The organism is Aurantiacibacter sp. KMU-128 (genome assembly GCF_056933515.1).
Genome location: NZ_JBXORT010000001.1, coordinates 2,518,520 through 2,537,124, shown reverse-complemented (window position 1 = coordinate 2,537,124; position 18,605 = coordinate 2,518,520). Strand labels below are relative to the sequence as shown.

Sequence of the window (18,605 nt, the reverse complement as noted above, 5' to 3'; positions counted from 1 at the left end):
GGCATTGCTATTGGGTGGGGTGCTTGCAAAATCATAGCGGTCGGCCCAAATTTCTGGTGCTATCGATATCCGCGAAGTCAACCCGGCACAGATGTCCTGCAGCTCAACATTTCTCCGAAAAGTCTGCACGCCTATTGCGAAGGCGTCGAGCTAGTCCTCAGCCAGTTCCTCGGCGGCTGCGATAAAGCGCAGCGCGAGCACCTGCGCTGCCAACATGGCGGCATCGCGATCCGTCTCGTCGCCAACTTCGTATGTGTAGGCGGGGATATTATACTGCCCGAAAAACCAGTTTTTGGATGTGCCGGAGCCGGGGTTGGCATTGCGCCGCTCAATCGTGAAAGGGTAGCCGGCGATGGCTTGCTCCTGCCCGGCCAGCCATTGCGACAAGAAGCGTTCCTGCAGGGCGTTGGTCTCGCTTTCCCCCTGCACGTAAAACAGATTTTGCCGGGTCGAATGGAAATCGAGCATCACCAGCGGCGTGACATTCGCAGGCAGCGCGTCGAGCCACTGCTTGACGGCAAGCGTCTCCGGCTGGGTAAAGTTGCCCCAGTCGCGGTTGAGATCGACCCCGCCCGTATTCGCCCGCCAGTGCCCGCGCGCCACGCCATCGGGATTGAGCAGCGGTACGGCAAGGATCTGGAACTGCTCACCGTCAAGCCGGCCCTCGGCCATCGCATCGGCAAGTTGCTGGAGAAAGCCCTCCATCGCCACTGCTCCGCTGACTTCGGGAGGATGCGCACGTCCAAGCAGGACCACCAGATGCGGTGCGTTCGGGCTGCCCATCGTCAGCGCCTCGATCGGCCTGCCTTCGCGGGAATGGCCTAGCGTCAGACGCGTGTTTCCTTCGCGCGCGGCCAATTGGGCCAGTAATGCCGCGTGGCGGTCTATGCCGAACAGTTCCTGCGCGCTGACCGTGGCGCTGCCCGCCGGGACGACAAAACGTGCTTCCGCGCCATCGGGCGAGAGCGAGACGTCGGGCATCCGCAGTTCGCCACCGGCGCGCCATTCGGGCGGATAACGATGCTCTGCACCTTCGTAGCGCAACGTAATGCTGACATCGTCAGTCGGGTTCTCGGGGCCGCCGGGTGCCGCGACGTAACGGAAGGCATACCACGGGCTAGGATTGATCGGCGGAGCGTGCTCGGGGCTGACCACGATGGTAAAGGCGCGTTCGCCATCCGCCGAGCAACGCGATTGCGACGCGCCTTCGAAGTCGAAAGCAATCTCCACGCTGTCGCTGGCGCAACCTAGTGCCTGTGCCTGTGAATGGGCCGGGGGCGGAGGCGTGGTGGAACACGCCCCCGTCGCCAGCACCGGTATCGCCAGAAGGATACGCATCGACGACACCGGCAACCCGCCTAGAACCGCTTGCGCAGTTCTACGGTTACTTGCCGTCCGCGCGCCGAGTGCAGTTCGCTGAAGAAGCCATAGCTCTCGTCAGCAAGCGGCGGATCTTCGTCGAAGATGTTGGTCACCGCGACGCGAATACGGGTGCGATCGAGGATGCCTTCATTGTCGAAGGTATAAGCAATCGAGAAATTGGCGGTGAAGATGTCGTCGACGCGGTAGAAATTGGCGTTGACGTCGTCCGACACGATCAGCTCATCACGGGTGACGCTGGTATCCCAGACTTCGCCAACATAGCTGCCGAAAAGGCCGATATCGACCGGGCCGCTCTCCCAGTTGATCGAGCTGCTGAAGCGCCACTTGGGCCGCCCTTCGATCTCCAGCAATTCGCCCAGACCGCCCACGGTGACATCGGTGGGCAGTATGCCCGCCGCGATGGCATCGACCAGTTCCTGACCGTCCGGTCCGGCCGACTGGACGAAGCTGTCCAGCCGTGCCGCGTTGAAGCGCAGGCGGAAATCGCCAAGGCCAAAATCGGGCACATCGTAGAACAGGCCGAAGTCCCAGCCTCTCGAAATGCGGCTGTCGAGGTTCAGATAGGGGTCCAGCACCTGGACGATCCGGCCGGCCGGCGCGAGGCTGGTGCCGGTGAACAGCGCGATGTCATCAGCCGTGGGAGCTTCGCGGATTACATTGGGGTTGGTGCTGCCGTTGAGGCGGCGCAGCAGGTCGAGCGCAATGGCGTTATCGTCCCCGAAGGTGCCGACAAGGCCGCGTTGCTCCACTTCCCAATAATCCGCCGTCAACGTCAGGCCGGGGAGGAAGCCCGGTTCCAGCACTATGCCCAGATTGATGCTCTCGCTGTCCTCCGGCTCCAGATCGCGCGCGCCCGAGCGGAAGCTGATCACGCCGGCGCCGGGGCAGGCACCGAGGTTGGCGATCTGGCCGCGCTCCACCTGCGCCTGACACACCACGAAATCGTCGCGAGTGTTGGAGCGGGTGGTGCCTTCGTCGTTCACCTGCACCAGGTTCGGCGCGCGGAAGCCTTGCGACCAGGCACCGCGGAAGGTCACGCCTGAAAACGGCGTCCACGAAGCCGCGACGCGCGGAACGATGGCAGTCTGGTCGATATCGGTGAAATGTTCCATCCGGCCTGCGAGCTGGAGGTTCAGCTCCTCGATCAGCGGAATGTCCATATCGGGGCCGATCAGCGGGACGAACAGTTCGGCGAAGGCCGAAAAGACTTCGCGCGTTCCGTTGGTGTCGGGTGAAGGGCTGGTGCCAGCGACATCGCTGCCGTTGAACACGCCGGTCACGCTGTCGGTGAAGGTGATCGTGCCATCAAGCCGCGGATCGCGATCGTCGAAGAACGTCTCGCGCCGCCACTCGACGCCCGCCGCGACGCCCAGATCGCCGCCAGGCAGGGTGAACAGGTCGTCCCGGCTGATCTTGAAATCGGCAAGCGCCAGGCTCGTGCCACCGCGACGGAAGACGTCGATGCGGAACGGGTCGATCGAAGAGGCCGGATTGGGCGTGCAGTCGCCCTGGCCTGGATCGCCGGTTACGCAGCCGCCGTTGAACGGATTGTAGGCATCGGGCGTCGTCAGATTGATCTGCTGTTGCATCAACGTAAGCGACACGCGGTTACGCGCCAGATCGAGCGATTCGGCTTCCGAATAGACGAAGCCGGTGTCAAAATCCCACTCGCCGAAATTGCCGCGCAGCCCGGCCACGAGGCGATAGGTGTCCTTGTCTACCGAGACATCACGGTTGCCGACATCGACGAAGCGATAGCGTTCCATGATAACATCAGCGCCGGAAGAGGCGATGGTGGTGCCGGGGAGGCGGTTGGGACTGCCAACCGGGCCGAAGGGGTTCCAATAGGCATTGCGCGAGATTCCCACCGGAACCGCGCTAAGAATGGCCGAGGCTTCGATGTTGCGGCGGTTTTCGGATCGGTAGAAGCTGCCTTCGAAATAGGCCTCCAGACTGTCGTTCAATTCGTAGCTGAGCAGCGCCATCACATTGTAACGGTCTTTCTCGCTGATCAGGTGATTGCCGAAATTGGTGTTGTAGCGGACGTCAGTGGTGGGCGTGGTGCCCGCGCGGGCACACACACCGCCGCCAAAGTCCAAACTGCAGTTGGGGAAGGTGTTCGGCTGCAGATAGAAGTCGTCATCACCGATGGGTGTCCGGCTGCTCGGCGCCTGGATGTCGAACTGGCCGAACGGGCCGAAAGTGTTGCGGTTGTTGAACGAGGCATCGTCTTCGAAATCGGTGCCCGCAACCAGCGGGCGCCGGTCTTCCTCGCCCGCATAGTCGCGCTCGGAAGCCAGCAGGCCGCTCTCACGGAAGTAGCTGCCGTAAACAGTCAGATTCCCGCGCCCGCCGCCGAAATCGAAGCCCAGCCCGCCGCTGATGGTGTAATTGTACAGATCGGTGCCGTCCGAAGCGCGATAGTCGGCTTCGATGAAGCCGCCTGTCATGCCGCCGCGCAGGATTGTGTTGACCACGCCGGCCACCGCGTCCGCGCCATAGACGGCAGATGCGCCGTCGCGCAGCACTTCGATCCGGCGCACACTGCCCGGGGAGATCTCATTGGTGTCAGAGCTCACCACGGGCACGAGCAGCTCGGTCTGGAAGCCGGGGTGCAGCGTCATGCGGCGGCCGTTGATCAGCAGCAGCGTGTTGCCTGTGCCGAGATCGCGCAGGTTGATCGATCCGACATCGCCGCGCGCGCTGTTCTGGGTCGTCGCATTCTGTTCGTTGAAGGCGACCGTGCCCGCCTGCGGGATCGAGCGGAACAATTCGTCACCCGACGCAGCGCCGGTGTTCTCGATGATCTGTTCGTCGATCACGGTCACGGGCAGGACATCATTGATCTGCGCGCCCTGGATCTGCGAGCCGATCACCACGATCTGGTTCTCGTCAACGACCTCGGGCTGGTCCGCCGGTGCGCTGGGCGGATTGGCATCCTGCGCTTGGGCGGCGCTGGTCGCGGCGACAAGACTGCAAGTGCTGAGCAACACCAACTTGCCAAGGGATGTGAATTTCATGGTCGTATCCTCCACTCTCTTATTGTTATGTCCCGAAACTCCGCCGGGTGATCCAGGCTTCGAACATATCCGGCCATTGGCTGAGGATCTGGTCGCTCGTACCGAGTCCCCAGCCGTGGCCGCCGTCCTCGAAAATATGCAATTCCGCCGGTGCCCCTTCACGCCAAAGCGCCTGCGCCAGCAGGATGCCATGGGCGGGCGGGGTCGTGGCATCGTCAGCCGAGGCGAAGATGATGGTCGGCGGCGCATCGCGCTGCGCATAGGTGTCGAGCGACCATGCGTCCTCGGCGGCGCGGGTGGGGTTGCGGCCGACGATCTCGCGCCGGGTGCGGGTGGTGTCGTAGGGCGCGCGCAGCGTCACCACGGGGAACAGCAGCACAGTGAAATCGGGCCGTGCGCTGACGGCTTCGTAACGGTCCTGCCCGGCATAGAGTTCGCGCGCCGGCTGGAGCGCAGTGAATCCGGCGAGGTGGCCGCCGGCGGAAAAGCCCATAATGCCGATCCGGTCCGGCCGGATGGCGAATTCTTCGGCGCGGGTGCGGATGATCTTCATCGCCCGCTGCGCGTCGGCAAACGGCGCGCTTGGCTCCCAGCCGTCGCCCGGCAGGCGGAACAGCAGTTCGAAAACGGTGTAGCCGCGCGCCTGCAGCCAGCGTGCCGCCGGGGTGCTTTCCTTCCACAGCTGGATGCGGAAGTAACCGCCGCCGCCGCAAACCAGAACCGCGCGGCCATTGGACTCGGCGGGACGGTATACACGCATACGCGGGGTCGAGATGTTCGACACCGCACCATAGCCTGCGCCTTCGCCGCCGATCTGTTCAGGCCCGCTCGGGCGGCCACGCCCCGGCGCGTCGCCCGGCCACAGCAGAATTTCCTCCGGATCCGTATCCGTCTCCTGCGCCAGCACCGTACGATTGACCAGCGGCACCGAACTGCTGGCAGCCATCACGGCGGCAAGGCCAAAGAGGTCGCGGCGGGCAATCATGATGCATCTCCTGCGGCATGGGCTAGACCTTCGCTGTACGGCCCGGTGCGTTCATGCCGTTCGGTGTCCTCCTCGGGCAATGGCATGGGTGTGCCTGCCATGGCCGCTGCCAGCCGGTCTGTATCGAGCGCGCCTTCCCACTTCGCCACCACTACGGTTGCCACGGCATTGCCGATGAAATTGGTGATAGCGCGGCATTCGGACATGAAGCGGTCAATGCCCAGGATCAGCGCCATTCCGGCGACCGGTACGGAGGGAACGACCGACAGCGTGGCGGCAAGGATCACGAAGCCGGCGCCGGTGACGCCCGCTGCGCCCTTGGAACTGACCATGGCAACAAGAACCAGCGTGAGCTGCTCACCCCATGACAGCTCGACGCCAACGGCCTGCGCGATGAACAACGCAGCCAGCGTCATGTAGATATTCGTGCCGTCGAGATTGAAGGAATAGCCGGTCGGGACGACCAGCCCCACCACCGTCTTGCGGCAGCCCGCGATTTCCATCTTCTCCATTAAACTCGGCAAAGCCGCTTCGGAAGACGAGGTCCCGAGCACCAGCAGCAATTCCTCGCGCAGGTATTTGATCAGCGCGAAGAGCGAGAAGCCCGTGAACCAGGCGACCATGCCAAGCACGCCGACAACAAAGAGCAGCGATGTAAGGTAGAAGGTGGCAATCAAGGCAGCGAGATTGGCAAGCGAGGATATTCCGAACTCGCCAATGGTAAAGGCGATGGCGCCGAAGGCACCGATCGGGGCCAGCTTCATCAGCATATGGACCAGCTTGAAAACCGCCTCGCCGAGCGATGCAATCACATCGATCACCAGGTCGCTGTGCGGACGTGTTGCCGAAAGTGCCACCCCGGTAAGAATGGCAACCAGCAACACCTGCAAGATGTTGCCATCGGTCATGGCGCTGAACAGCGTTGTGGGAATGATATTCAGAACGAAAGCCCACAGCGTCTGTTCTTCCGCCGTCTGGGCATAGGTTTCCACAGCACTGGCATCGAGTGTCGCCGGATCGATATTCAGACCGGCACCCGGCTGGACAACATTCCCCACCACCAGACCGATAATCAGGGCAAGCGTCGAAAAGAACAGGAAATAGACCATTGCCTTGCCGGCAACGCTGCCGACAGAAGACATATCGCGCATCGCGGCGATGCCGCCCGCAACGGTGAGAAAAATGACCGGGGCGATGATCATTTTGACCAGCTTGATGAAACCATCGCCGAGCGGCTTCAGCGACGCGCCGAAGTCCGGGTAAAAATGGCCAAGGAGCGCGCCCAAGACAATCGCCGTAAGCACTTGAACATACAGCTGCCGATAGAACGGGCGGCGTTCAGCCTTCACTCCACCAGCAACAGACCCGGATGTGGTCCCCATCGATTTCCTCTCCAAGCTCGGCGTTTGCCGTTGCTCCGGCTCCGATCATAAGAAAGGGTCACAAGGCCGCAATCTGAATTGCAAGAAAATGTGATTGCTTATTTTTCATAAGGTTGAGCTATCCAAGCGCGGAGAAATTCGGAAATTCCGCACAAATCGGTTGACCAAATTGCGACATTCCGCACAGTAAATCCATGAGCGCTCCCAGCACGACCACGCGTGATCGCATGACGCTGGTTGCCATTATCGGGGCGGTAGTCCTCGTAATTGCGCTTTTGGGATATCTCGCTCTGGAGCGCGCATTGCGAAACTCTGCGCTGGCTGAAGCGCAAGTGGCGGCAGCTGGAGATGCGGCGATCTTGGCCGAGGGTTTGCAGAGCGAGCTGGAGAAGTTTTCCCTTGTCCCGCTGGTGCTTGCAGAAGACCCGCAAGTGCAGGATTTGCTTGCAGGCGACGCGAGCGGGGAAGCCGTTCTGAACCTGCGACTGGAAGAGCTGGCAGCGCAAACGGGCGCGGCAGCAATCTATCTCACCAATGCCAGCGGCACCACGCTGGCGGCCAGCAATTGGCGGCTCCCGACCAGTTTCGTCGGTTCGAACTATGCATTCCGGCGGTATTTTCTGACCGCAATCGACAGTGGCAACGCTACCCAGTTCGCGCTCGGCACGGTCAGCCGTCGTCCCGGTCTCTACATTGCGCAAAGGGTGGTCAGCGATTCCCGCACATTGGGGATCGTGGCGGTGAAGGTAGAGTTCGATGCGCTTGAAGCAAGCTGGCTCGAGGGCACCGAAGGCGTGTTTGTTACTGACGCCGATGGTGTTGTATTGGTGACGAGCAATCCTGATTGGCGGTTCAACACGCTTCGGCCGGAAGCGGCATCGGGGCGCGACCAGCGGGCTGATGAACTGCAATTCGGCTTGGCGGATTTGCCGACTTTGCCGGATGTTGCCGCAGGATCGACGCTGGTCGAAACCGCGCGGATCGAGACAGAGAACACGATTTCGCCAAATGGCTGGGACCTGCATCTGCTCTTCGATCCGGCACCGCGTCTGTCCGCGGCGCGCACCAATGCCCAGTTGGCGCTGCTCCTTGCCCTGTTCGCCGCCGCGCTGGTTGGCGGCGCGGTGTTTATCGTGGCCGACAGACGCAAGGCGCAGGCGGAGATGCAGGCACAAGAACGTGCGGCCAAGCTGCGCGATCAGATGCAACAGGCAAACCGTTTGGCCACGCTCGGTCAGGTTACTGCCGGAATTGGCCACGAAATCCGTCAACCCGTCAGTGCAATGCGCCTTTATGCCGAGAACGGCAGCAAGATGATTGCATTGGGCGATGCAGCGTCAGCGAAGGAGAATTTCGGCAAGATCGTCTCGCTGGCTGACAGGATCGGCAAAATTACCGATGAACTGCGTCGGTTCAGCCGAAAGAACAGCACGCGGCCGCGCGATGTCTCGCTCGGAGAAGTTATCGAAGGGGCACAATTGTTGCTGGGCGATCGCATTGCGACGTCCCACATCGCGTTCAAAATACCGGGAGCCGACGACATGGCGATCAAAGTCAGGGGCGAGCATGTCGGCCTCGAGCAGGTGCTCGTCAATTTGCTCCAGAATGCGATTGATGCCGCAGGCCTTGGCGGCACAATAGAGATCAGCGTCGAACGTAAAGGCGACGAATGCGCCCTCACCGTATCCGATAGCGGGCCGGGTCTGTCGGACGCCCAGCGCGATACCCTGTTCCAGCCTTTCGCTACCACCAAGCAAGACGGTCTCGGCCTGGGTCTTGTTATTTCGCAGGAGATCATGCGCAACCTTGGCGGGAGCCTCATCGCGGAAGCCAATGGCCCTGGCGCGCGCTTTACCATGATGGTCCCGCTGGCATGACGGACGCGCCAGCAACCAAGGTTGTCGTCGTTGAAGATGACCCCGCGCTTGGCGAGGCCTTGGCCCAGTCGCTGCGCCTCGAAGGAATGGATGTCGCCCTGTTCGGCGATGCGCGCATGGCCATCCGCACTATCGGGCCAGTGTTTGACGGAGTCATCGTCAGCGATGTGCGCCTGCCCAGCATGGACGGGATCGAATTTTTTGAGCTGGTCAGGAAGCAGGATCCGGACATCCCGGTGATTTTCACCACCGGCCACGGCGATGTGGCCATGGCCGTGGATATGCTGAAGAACGGCGCCGCCGATTTCTTCACCAAGCCCTATTCCATCGCCGAAATACTGCGGGCGATCCAGGCAGCTGCGGAAAAGCGCATACTCGTGCTGGAAAACAGGCGGCTCCGCTCGGCCCTCAGCGAACGCGGGAAAGTCGGGATAATCGGCACCTCTCCGGCGGCAGAGACTTTGCGCAATGTCCTCACAGCGGTGGCGGAAGCGGACATCGACGCGGTGCTGGTTGGTGAGACGGGTACCGGCAAGACGTATGCCGCACGCCTGCTGCATGATCTAAGCCCGCGCGCCAGCCGACCCTTTATAACGATCGATCCCGGCTTGGTGGCGCACCGTGATGCAGAGCTTGTGCTTTTTGGCCGCGAACCGGGGGCGGGACTTTCGCGAACCGGCCTGATCGAGCGTGCCAATGGCGGAACCCTGTTTCTCGACAATGTCGGGGAGATGGAAGGTGCTATCCGGTCGCGGCTGGTATCGGCATTGGAAACCCGCACTCTCTTGCCACTGGGCGCAGAACGGGAGCGCAAGCTCGACTTCCGGGTCATCGTCGCGGCGAGAGAGAGTTCTGCGGCGGGGGATTCCATGCTCACGCCAAGCTTTGAAAGCAGGCTTGGAGCAGTGCGCATTTCGCTCCCACCACTCCGCGAACGACGTGACGACATTGCCGATTTCTTCCGCCGGTTTGTTGCGGACCTGGAGGTTGCGACAAACAAGACCGCCGGTCCGATAGGTGCGGATGAGTGGCGGCATATGCAAACGCACGATTGGCCGGGCAATTTGCATGATCTGCAGGGCTATGCCCAAGCCTTCATTCTGGGGATTGCTACAACCGGCAAGGGTACGGATGTTGGCGCTGGCAGCGGGTCATTGCAGACCCTTGTTGCAGATTTCGAGAAATCCGTACTCGAAGAAGCACTCCGCATGAGCGAAGGCAATGTTGGGATTGTGGCCGAACGGATGCAGATCCCGCGCAAAACGCTCTACGACAAACTCTCGCGCTACGAATTGCGCCCGCGCGACTTCCGAAGGGAATTGCCTTCCTAGAGCGTGCGAACAAATGCCGCCGAGCGCGCGCGTGTAGCGAGGCCGCGTTGCAGCGTGGTCTCGCCGGACCCGCGCTCGACTTTCTTGCGGTTGGGGTGGCGGCGATGATCGGCTTGCGATAGCACGCTGCGGTTCGATCGGGGCGGCGGCCGTTGTCGATCAGCAGCAAAATTGCAACCGATTGCATTTTTTGCTTTGCATCGTCCCGATGTGGAGCTATGCACGCTCTCCTTGAACAACCAGATGCCCGCATCTGGAAATACAAACGTTTGCAAAAACGATATCGTCCGCACCGGCGCAAGACCGTTCGGGCAGAGACATTGGGGAGGATTATCTATGCGTTTTCTACGTACGGCCTTGCTGGCTTCGGCTTCCACCTGCTTTCTTGTTGGCGGCACTGCGCTGGCGCAGGAAGCTGCTGACCCGGCTGGTGCCGAAGAAGCATCGGACAACACCATCGTCGTCACCGGCGTGATCGGTGCGCGCGGCGTCAACCGCCTCGAAACCTCCATTTCGGTCTCGGCCATCGACGGCCAGACCATTGAAGATACAAACCCCACCAACGTTGCGGAAATCTTCCGCCAACTGCCGGGCATCCGCTCGGAAAGCTCTTCGGGCGGCGGCAATTCGAACATCAACGTGCGCGGTATCCCCATCTCCACCGGCGGCGCGAAGTTCCTGTCCTTGCAGGAAGACGGCCTGCCGGTGCTGCTGTTCGGCGATCACCTGTTCGCGCCTGCTGACGGCTTCGTCAAAGCCGACGCAACACTGGCGCGTGTCGAATCGGTGCGCGGCGGCACGGCTTCCACGCTCACCACAAACGGCCCCGGCGGCATCATCAACCTTATCGGTCAGACCGGTGCGCGCGGCGGCGGCAGCGTCATGGTGGGTTACGGTCTCGACTACAGCGACCTGCGCATCGATGCCGAGTACGGCTCGTCGCTTGGCGAAGATCTGTATTTCCACATTGGCGGACATTACCAGCAAGGCGGCGACTACCGCGACTCCGGTTATGATCCGATCCAGGGCGGCCAGATCCGCCTAAGCCTCACCCGTGAATTCGATGGCGGTTATGTGCGCGTGATCGGAAAGATCATCGACAAGCAGGAGCAGGCCTATTTCCCGCAGCTCGTCTCGCGCACCGATGACGGCAATGGCGGCGGTGTTGTCGGCACCAGCCTCGGCACATTCGATGCGCGCGACAACAGCAATTACAGTACATTCACGCGTTTCGGCCTTGCCGTTGACGGGCAGGGTGCGCTCGATCCCTATGACGTGGCGGATGGCCTCAACCACCAGGTGCGGGCGATCGGCATCGAATCCAGCTTCGATCTGGGAAGCGGCATCACGCTGGACGTCAAATCCCGCTATCAGGATATCTCGGGCGAATTCCTCGGCTTCTTCACCGACAGCGCGCTGCGTCCGGCTGACCTTGCCGGCTCGACCTACTTCAATGGCCCGCTTGCCGGACAGGCGGTTACGGCTTCGAACCTGCCGAACGGGGTCGCTTCCAATATCGCCGTGTTCGATGTGAACATCGACGATATGAGCAACTTCGCCAATGATGTGCGACTGTCCAAGTCGTTCGATTTCGGCGGCTCCACGCTCGACCTGACCGTCGGCCACTTCTTCATGTCGCAGAACTTCGTGCAGGACTGGCACTGGTCGCGCATCGTCACGACGACCGAGAACGATGCGGTGCTGATCCAGACTCCGGGTGCGATCAACGGCCTTGCCGGCGTCAACCAGGCATTCGGTTGGGATGGCTCGAACCGCAATTACGACCTTGAGGCGCAGGTGAGTTCACCCTTTGCCGCATTGGCATGGTCAAATGACGCGCTCAGCCTTGATGCCAGTGTGCGCTATGACAGCATGAGCCAGAATGGCGTCCGCACCTCGGCAGCGGGCGGGCCGTTCGACCTGAACAATGATGGGCAGATCACCGGTTCGGAAGCGAATGTGTCGCTGAACCGCGGCACGGTTGATGCGCTGGCCGACTTCACCGCCGACAATTTCGCTTGGTCGGTGGGCGCGAACTATCTGTTCACGGACAATCTGTCGGTCTTTGCCCGTGCATCGAGCGGTGCCTCGTTCAACTTCGATCGTGCACTCGACTTCCCCGTGCGTGATGCCTCGGGCGACCTGTTGCCCGGCGGTGAAGGCGCTTATGTTGACCAGGTCGACCAATACGACCTTGGCTTCAAGCTGCAGGATGCGAATGTCGCAGGCGGTACGCTGGACTTCTACACAACGCTCTTCCTGTCGCAGACCGAAGAATCCAACATCAACATCACGCCGCCTTCGGGCCAGGTCCGCGAATACGAGGCTATGGGTGTCGAAGTTGAAGCCTATTACGAAAATGGGCCGTTCAACATCTACGCCACCGCCACCTATACCGATGCCGAGATCACCAATGCGGCCGATGCGGCTGGCAACACTGTCGCCGCGCTGATCGGCAACCGCCCGCAGCGGCAGGCCGAGCTGATCTGGGCCGTGACGCCGAGCCTTGATCTCGACCGGTTCCGCCTGTCGGCGAGCTGGGTCGGTACTACCGACAGCTTCTCCGGCGATGCGAATACGCTGATGCAGGAAGGCTATTCGGTCGTGCACCTGACCGGCGCGGTACGGTTGACCGAAGACCTGGAACTGTCGCTCAACGTGAACAACCTGTTCGATGCCGCTGGTATCACCGAATCGGCCAATGACGGCCGCGACGGGATCGATGCCGACGGCGACGGCCTGCTCGATACTACGGTCGGCCGCTCGATTTTCGGACGCACCACTTCGGTCCGGCTGCGCTACGCCTTCTGACGCGGCGCGACATCGCTTAATGGGCCGGCGGAATCGGATAACGGTTCCGCCGGCCCTTTTTTGTCTGGCACGGATGCGCTTTGCGCCCGGCGCAGCTTTTATCTCCCGGTGCCGCGGCTATAACCGAGCGAGAGCGGTGAAATAGTCGGCGACGCCCACCGTATCGCGCATGACAAATTCCTTTAGACGCCCGCGCCTTTCGGCAAGCTGTTGCAGCAGCCCATTGGCTTGCGGTGCAGGGGCCAGCGCCGTGCCGGCATGATCGGGCCAATTCATGCCATAGAGCACAAACTTGTAATTGGTTTCCGAAAAGCACTGCGCCTTGCTGTCGAAGTCATACACGCTGGGCACCGCGCCGCGCCAGATCTCGAGCCGCTCCTGTAAGCTTTGCGGGATCGAGCCGGCGTCGCAATTCTCGCGCCAGAAGGCGGTGTCGCGCCTTTGCGAGAGGCAGTAATGCAGTTTCAGGAAGTCGGCGATGTTGCGATAGTGCCGGTGCATGATGCGGTCATAGGCGGGCTGTGGCGCGCTGCCGGAACGATATCGCGGCACCAGATCCACCAGCGCCCAATTGGCCATTTCTGCAAGATAGATGCCGGTCGACTCCAACGGTTCGAGGAAGCCGCTCGATAGACCCACCGCCACGCAATTGCCCCGCCATTGCTGCTCGTGAAATCCGACCCGCATCCGCAGCATCCGTGCATCGATTGCATCAGCCGATGCCCCGACATAGGCAGCCAGCTCAGCAAGCGCTGCGTCATCGCTGATATGGCGTGAGCTATAGACATGGCCCACACCGCGCCGGTCTTGCAGGCTGATGTCCCAAATCCATCCGGAGGACTGGGCCGTGCAGCGCGTGTAGGGAAGAATTGCTTCATAATCCGCGATTGGCACCCTGGTGGTGACCGCCCGGTCGACAAAGAGCACGTCGGACAGGCTATGAAAGTGGTTGGTCTTGTCGTGATCGATCAGCCGCGCCGCAAAGCCGGTGCAATCGATGAAGAGATCCGCCGCGGCATGGGTGCCATCATTCAGCGCCAGGGTCTCGATCCCACTTGGCCCTTCGCGTATGTCCTCCACCGTCGCCACTTTGTGCGCGATTCCGCCCGCCTTGCCATATCGTTTGAGATAGTCGGCAAGTTTTCCCGCATCGAGGTGATAGGCATAGGAAAGCGCACCTGCATAAGGGGCGTCGCGAAATCCCTTGGGCGCTCGGCCAGCCATGGCCAGTTCGCGCTGCACGGAGAAAGCATCGGCATAGTCTGGCCGCTCGCTTGCAGGCAATCTCGCCCACTGCCAGCTGACATCGTGACCGGCGACCAGCACCTGATCCCCGAACGGGTGGAAATAGGCGTCCCGGCTACCCTCTTCGGGCAGTCGGCGCCAGTTCACGAATTCAATCCCGTGTTTGAAGGTGGCCGAACATTCGCGCAGGAAGATGTGTTCCTCGATCCCGCACGCCGCGAGAGTGTTGCGGATCGAAGGGATGGTTGCCTCGCCAACCCCGACGGTCGGGATATCCTGCGCTTCGATCACGGTGAGTTCGATCGGCCGATCCAGCTTGAGCGGCAATTGCCGGTTGAGGAACACGGCCGTCAGCCAGCCGGCGGTGCCGCCACCGACGATGACGATTCTGAACGGATCGGCGGTCATGGCGGGTCTCCGGTAACAAACGTTTGCGCAGGCGATGAAGCATGCTTAGTCGCGCCCCTCCCGCCTGACAATGGGGGTGGTCGGAAGCGGTGCTACCCCGCCTTGGCGATGTGCCGTGTCCTCTGCGTGACTTGCCGCAACTGCCACATCGCCGTGTCTTTGCAAAATCCTGTCCACGGCAAAAAACAATCGATTGCAAAATTTCGTTTGTCTCGACGCGGGATGCGTGTATCACTTCCGGCAAGAAGAGTTGGGGAGGGAGTTTTGACGCAAGCGGGCAATAGTCGTGTTGCAGCCGGTGGCGTGTCTGGCGCGCCGGTCGCGCGGCCGCGCCTGCATTTTACTGCCCCGCAAAACTGGCTCAACGATCCAAACGGATTGATCTGGCTGGATGGCGTGTACCACCTCTTTTACCAACACAATCCCTATTCATGCGACTGGGGCCGCATCCATTGGGGGCACGCGGTTTCGCGCGATCTGCTCGAATGGGAGCATCGCCCTATTGCGATTGCAGACACGCCGGAATTCTGCAGCTTCTCCGGCAGTGCCGTGCTGGACGCCGCCAATACTTCCGGGCTGGGCGGGAACGACGGTCCGCCACTCGTTGCGTTTTACACCGCGGCAAAGAAGGCCGATTACACGTTCCAGCAACAGCACCTCGCCTTCAGCACCGATGGCGGCGATAGCTGGCAGGAGCATCCGGCGAATCCGGTCATTGCTTGCGATACGCACGATGTGCGCGATCCCAAGGTCTTTTGGAGCGAGGAGGCCGGCAAATGGGTCATGCTGCTGGCCTTTGCCTGGCAACACGAGGTCGGAATCTTCCACTCTGACGATTTGTTGGGCTGGGAGCAGGTCTCTGCCTTTGCTGTCACCGCGGAAAGCCAGGGAGAGTGGGAATGCCCCGACCTCTTCCAGCTGACAGAGCCCGTTACCGGCGAGCAGAAATGGTGCATGATCGTTTCGGTGGGCGAGGGCGCGCCCGCGGCGGTGTCCGGTATCCGCTATTTCCTCGGCCATTTCGATGGCGCGGTTTTTACTCCCGACGTGCAGGAAGGCCGCTGGGTTGATGCGGGGCCCGATTTCTACGCGGCGCAAAGCTGGTCCAATCTGCCTGCGCAGCAAGAGCGGGTCATCTGGACGGCGTGGATGAACAATCGCGGCTATGCGGCGAAAACGCCGGCCGTCGTCTGGCGCGGGTGCCATACCTTGCCGCGGCAGGTCATGCTCCACCGTGCCGACGATGGGGTGCTCCGGCTTGCGCAATTACCGGTCGATGCGCTCGATGCGCGGTGCCGGATTGTTGAAAGGCAGAGTGATCTGCACTTGCGCGAAGGTGCCGGGCAGCGGCGCGCCCTTCCGCAACGCGCCCTCGACGCGCGCTTTGCGGGAGTCCGGGCAAGTGACGGGTGCTTGCATCTCGCTTTGCAACAACAAGGCGGGCGGCTTGGTGCGATCACCATCGACGGCGCGAAACAGGAATTGCGCTATGTCCGCGACTGGGCCGCTTTTGCAGAGCCCGGAATGGAAACTGTAGCGCGAGAAGTGCCCTTCAATTTCCCGTCCGAACTCGACGGTTTCCGGGTGATTGTGGACGATAGCACGCTGGAATTGTTCAGCGATTCCGGCACGATGGTGCTGTCGCTCCTGCTGTTCCCCGAAGCAGGTGCATTTGAGCTGGTGCTGACAGCAACGGGAAGTGTCGACATCGGCGAGCTGGTTTTCCGCGAATTGGACGTAGCTCCTGCCATTGACAGCGCCACCACACCGGCCGCGCCAAAAGCCGAGAGCGTGCTGTGAACGATGTCGCCCGCCTTGGGATGCGCCGCTGGCGGCGTGCGCTGATCGCCGCAGCCGCGCTTGGGCTGGCAAGTTGCAGTGCAGCCGATGATGTTCCCGAGGGGCGCATCCTGCTCGAGCTGTGGAAGCACGACACTTCGCAGAATGAGCGCGACGCGCATGCAGCGATGGTTGAACGCTTCAACGCATCGCAAGACCGCTATTTTGTCGAAACGCTGGAAATCCCGCAGACCAGCTACACCGATGCGTTGACCGTTGGTGCGCTGTCGCAGCAGATGCCGTGCCTGCTCGATATCGACCATCCGATGCTGGCAAATTTCGTGTGGGCAGGCTTTGCGCGCCCACTCGATGATCTGGTGGCACCGGAAGTCTATGCCGATGTGTCCCCCACCGCGATCGGCACGGTCGGCGGATCGGTCTATTCGCTCGGCCAGTTCGATGCCGCGCTCGCCCTGTATACCCGCCGCTCGACGCTCGAAGCGGTCGACGCGCGCATCCCGACGATGGACAATCCTTGGACGCGGACCGAATTCGAACACATTCTCGAACGCCTCAAGGCAAGTGGCGACTTTGCCTATCCGCTCGATCTGCAAACGCGCGACGGCAATCCCGACTGGTGGCTCTATGCCTTTTTGCCGATGCTGCAGAGCTATGGCGGCGACATTAGCGCAGAGGACGATCCGTCCAACGCAGAAGGGTATCTCAACGGCCCCGCCAGCACCGCCTTTGCCGCTTGGTTCCGGCAGTTGTTTGTCGATGGCTATGTCAACCGGCGCGAGCCCGATGATCGCGGCTTGCAAAAGGGCCGGGTGGCGATGACCTATACCGGCAACTGGTGGGTCGAGGACATTGCCGAGAACCTGGGTGATGATCTGCTGATCCTGCCGCCGCCCGATCTGGGGAACGGCGTCGTGATCGGCGGCGGAAGCTGGCAATGGGCAATCAGCCGCGACTGCGCGCACCCTGAGGGCGCGGCGGCGTTTATCACCTTCATCATGCAGGACGAAGAGATCGCGGCGATGTCGGAGGCCGCTGGCATGGTGCCGGTGACTGCCGTAGCGGCGCAAATGACCAGCCGCTTCAACGCCGACGGCGACTGGCGTGTTTTCTTCGACTATTCGCGCGCCTTTGCCCGCCAGCGCCCCAACACGCCGGCCTTCGCGACACTCAAAGGCGCGTTCACGCGGGCGATGCAGGACATTATCGACGGTGCGGATGAACGCGACGCGCTGGACGATGCGGTGGACGATATCACCCAGGTGGTCGAGGCCAATGGCCGCTACACCGCATTGCCGGGAGGCGGCGCATGATCGGCCGGACTTCGGGTGAAAAGGGTGGCCTGTTGGCAGCGGGGTTCGGTGCACCAGCCATTATCGGACTGATGCTGTTCCTCGTCATCCCCTTCGTGCTGGCGATCAATCTGACTTTCACCAACACCAAGCTGCTCTCGCCCGAACCGGTCGAGTATGTCGGCGTCAACAATTACGAGCGGCTGCTGGGTGTGAGCTGGCTGGTGCAAGACCCGCTGCCGGCAGGGGACGCTGCTGCTGCGGGCGCGACTTATCCGCGTATCCGCGATGTCACTCGCAGCGATGCACAATATCGCGGTTATCGACCGCTTACGACCTTCGAATTGGGGGAGCAGCGCCATGTGGTGCTCGCGCGCGATCCGGTCTTCTTGCGTTCACTCTTCAACACATTTCTGTTCGCGCTGATGGTGGTGCCGCTGCAATGCGGTCTTGCCCTTGGCCTGGCGCTGCTGGTGAATGCAGGGCTGCGCGGACAAACCGCCTTCCGGACGGTGTATTTCCTGCCGGTGGTCATGTCGATGGTGGTGGTCTCCGTCGTCTGGGCTTTCCTGTATGAAAAGGACATCGGCTTTCTCAACCAGCTGCTGCGCTTCTTCAGCTTTGGCGCGGCTGGGCCGGTTGACTGGCTGGGCAATAGCGCGACGGCGCTTCCCGCCATCGTCGTGATGTCTGCCTGGCAGGGGGCAGGCTTCCAGATGCTGATCTTTCTTGCCGGGCTGCAGAACATCCCGCGTTCGCTCTACGACGCGGCAAAGATCGACGGCGCGTCGCGTTGGCAGAGCTTTGTCAACGTCACACTGCCGGGCCTGAAGACGACCACAACCTTTGTCGTGATCGTTACGACTATCGCAGCCTTCGGCCTGTTCACTCAGGTTGACGTGATGACCCAAGGCGGTCCGCGCAACGCCACCTCGACGGTGATGTATCACGCTATCGATCGCGGAGTGCGGCAGCAGGACATTTCCTACGGCGCCACGATCACGGTGGTCTATTTCGTCATCATTGCAGCGATCTCGTTGCTGCAACAACGCTATTTCAGCAGGGGCGACTGAC

11 protein-coding genes are annotated in these 18,605 nt (G+C 61.6%); 6 read left to right on the top strand and 5 right to left on the bottom strand.

All coding sequences use genetic code 11. The annotated features are described in order from the left end of the window. Nucleotides 1-150 precede the first annotated feature (150 nt). From ACS0VV_RS12385 to ACS0VV_RS12370, 4 genes are read right to left on the bottom strand one after another with little or no spacing between them, the layout of a single operon-like run. Complete coding sequence (locus ACS0VV_RS12385) at nucleotides 151-1,338, bottom strand: M14 family metallopeptidase (protein WP_483533003.1); 1,188 nt, start codon at nucleotides 1,336-1,338, stop codon at nucleotides 151-153. Between the two features lie 20 nt (nucleotides 1,339-1,358). Continuing rightward, complete coding sequence (locus tag ACS0VV_RS12380; protein ID WP_483533002.1) at nucleotides 1,359-4,403, bottom strand: TonB-dependent receptor domain-containing protein; 3,045 nt, start codon at nucleotides 4,401-4,403, stop codon at nucleotides 1,359-1,361. A 25-nt stretch (nucleotides 4,404-4,428) separates the two neighbouring features. Beyond that, nucleotides 4,429-5,388, bottom strand: a complete 960-nt coding sequence (locus ACS0VV_RS12375) for an alpha/beta hydrolase (protein WP_483533001.1) — start codon at nucleotides 5,386-5,388, stop codon at nucleotides 4,429-4,431. Next, a complete protein-coding gene (locus ACS0VV_RS12370; RefSeq protein WP_483533000.1) occupies nucleotides 5,385-6,770 on the bottom strand; it encodes a dicarboxylate/amino acid:cation symporter in 1,386 nt (461 codons plus the stop codon). The genes ACS0VV_RS12375 and ACS0VV_RS12370 overlap by 4 nt, the downstream gene beginning before the upstream one ends. Nucleotides 6,771-6,964: 194 nt before the next feature. Here ACS0VV_RS12370 and ACS0VV_RS12365 point away from each other — a divergent pair, with 194 nt between their 5' ends. The 3 genes from ACS0VV_RS12365 to ACS0VV_RS12355 all read left to right on the top strand — a co-directional run bounded on the left by ACS0VV_RS12365 (nucleotide 6,965) and on the right by ACS0VV_RS12355 (nucleotide 12,789). Beyond that, complete coding sequence (locus tag ACS0VV_RS12365) at nucleotides 6,965-8,647, top strand: sensor histidine kinase (RefSeq protein ID WP_483532999.1); 1,683 nt, start codon at nucleotides 6,965-6,967, stop codon at nucleotides 8,645-8,647. Further along, a complete protein-coding gene (locus ACS0VV_RS12360) occupies nucleotides 8,644-9,978 on the top strand; it encodes a sigma-54-dependent transcriptional regulator (RefSeq protein WP_483532998.1) in 1,335 nt (444 codons plus the stop codon). Before ACS0VV_RS12365 ends, ACS0VV_RS12360 begins: the two co-directional genes overlap by 4 nt. A gap of 336 nt (nucleotides 9,979-10,314) precedes the next feature. Continuing rightward, nucleotides 10,315-12,789, top strand: coding sequence for a TonB-dependent receptor domain-containing protein (locus ACS0VV_RS12355; protein ID WP_483532997.1), 2,475 nt, complete (start codon nucleotides 10,315-10,317; stop codon nucleotides 12,787-12,789). Between the two features lie 117 nt (nucleotides 12,790-12,906). Here the strand turns inward: ACS0VV_RS12355 and ACS0VV_RS12350 are convergent, their stop codons facing one another. Further along, the gene (locus ACS0VV_RS12350) at nucleotides 12,907-14,442 is read right to left on the bottom strand and encodes a tryptophan halogenase family protein (RefSeq protein WP_483532996.1); all 1,536 of its coding nucleotides are present in this window, start codon (nucleotides 14,440-14,442) and stop codon (nucleotides 12,907-12,909) included. 108 nt (nucleotides 14,443-14,550) lie between these two features. Between ACS0VV_RS12350 and ACS0VV_RS12345 the strand changes: the two genes are divergently transcribed. Genes ACS0VV_RS12345 through ACS0VV_RS12335 form a run of 3 tightly spaced genes read left to right on the top strand, consistent with a single transcriptional unit; the run spans nucleotide 14,551 to nucleotide 18,604 of the window. After that, a complete protein-coding gene (locus ACS0VV_RS12345; RefSeq protein ID WP_483532995.1) occupies nucleotides 14,551-16,242 on the top strand; it encodes a glycoside hydrolase family 32 protein in 1,692 nt (563 codons plus the stop codon). Next, nucleotides 16,239-17,552 (top strand): extracellular solute-binding protein, encoded by a 1,314-nt coding sequence (locus tag ACS0VV_RS12340; protein ID WP_483532994.1) that lies wholly within the window; start codon nucleotides 16,239-16,241, stop codon nucleotides 17,550-17,552. The genes ACS0VV_RS12345 and ACS0VV_RS12340 overlap by 4 nt, the downstream gene beginning before the upstream one ends. Then, nucleotides 17,549-18,604, top strand: a complete 1,056-nt coding sequence (locus tag ACS0VV_RS12335) for a carbohydrate ABC transporter permease (protein ID WP_483532993.1) — start codon at nucleotides 17,549-17,551, stop codon at nucleotides 18,602-18,604. The genes ACS0VV_RS12340 and ACS0VV_RS12335 overlap by 4 nt, the downstream gene beginning before the upstream one ends. Nucleotide 18,605: the final 1 nt, after the last annotated feature.

Excerpts from the sequence above, each read along its gene's own strand:
- ACS0VV_RS12385 (WP_483533003.1), bottom strand. The coding sequence starts at position 1,338 with ATGCGTATCCTTCTGGCGATACCGGTGCTGGCGACGGGGGCGTGTTCC.
- ACS0VV_RS12380 (WP_483533002.1), bottom strand. The coding sequence starts at position 4,403 with ATGAAATTCACATCCCTTGGCAAGTTGGTGTTGCTCAGCACTTGCAGT.
- ACS0VV_RS12375 (WP_483533001.1), bottom strand. The coding sequence starts at position 5,388 with ATGATTGCCCGCCGCGACCTCTTTGGCCTTGCCGCCGTGATGGCTGCC.
- ACS0VV_RS12370 (WP_483533000.1), bottom strand. The coding sequence starts at position 6,770 with ATGGGGACCACATCCGGGTCTGTTGCTGGTGGAGTGAAGGCTGAACGC.
- ACS0VV_RS12365 (WP_483532999.1), top strand. The coding sequence starts at position 6,965 with ATGAGCGCTCCCAGCACGACCACGCGTGATCGCATGACGCTGGTTGCC.
- ACS0VV_RS12360 (WP_483532998.1), top strand. The coding sequence starts at position 8,644 with ATGACGGACGCGCCAGCAACCAAGGTTGTCGTCGTTGAAGATGACCCC.
- ACS0VV_RS12355 (WP_483532997.1), top strand. The coding sequence starts at position 10,315 with ATGCGTTTTCTACGTACGGCCTTGCTGGCTTCGGCTTCCACCTGCTTT.
- ACS0VV_RS12350 (WP_483532996.1), bottom strand. The coding sequence starts at position 14,442 with ATGACCGCCGATCCGTTCAGAATCGTCATCGTCGGTGGCGGCACCGCC.
- ACS0VV_RS12345 (WP_483532995.1), top strand. The coding sequence starts at position 14,551 with ATGTGCCGTGTCCTCTGCGTGACTTGCCGCAACTGCCACATCGCCGTG.
- ACS0VV_RS12335 (WP_483532993.1), top strand. The coding sequence starts at position 17,549 with ATGATCGGCCGGACTTCGGGTGAAAAGGGTGGCCTGTTGGCAGCGGGG.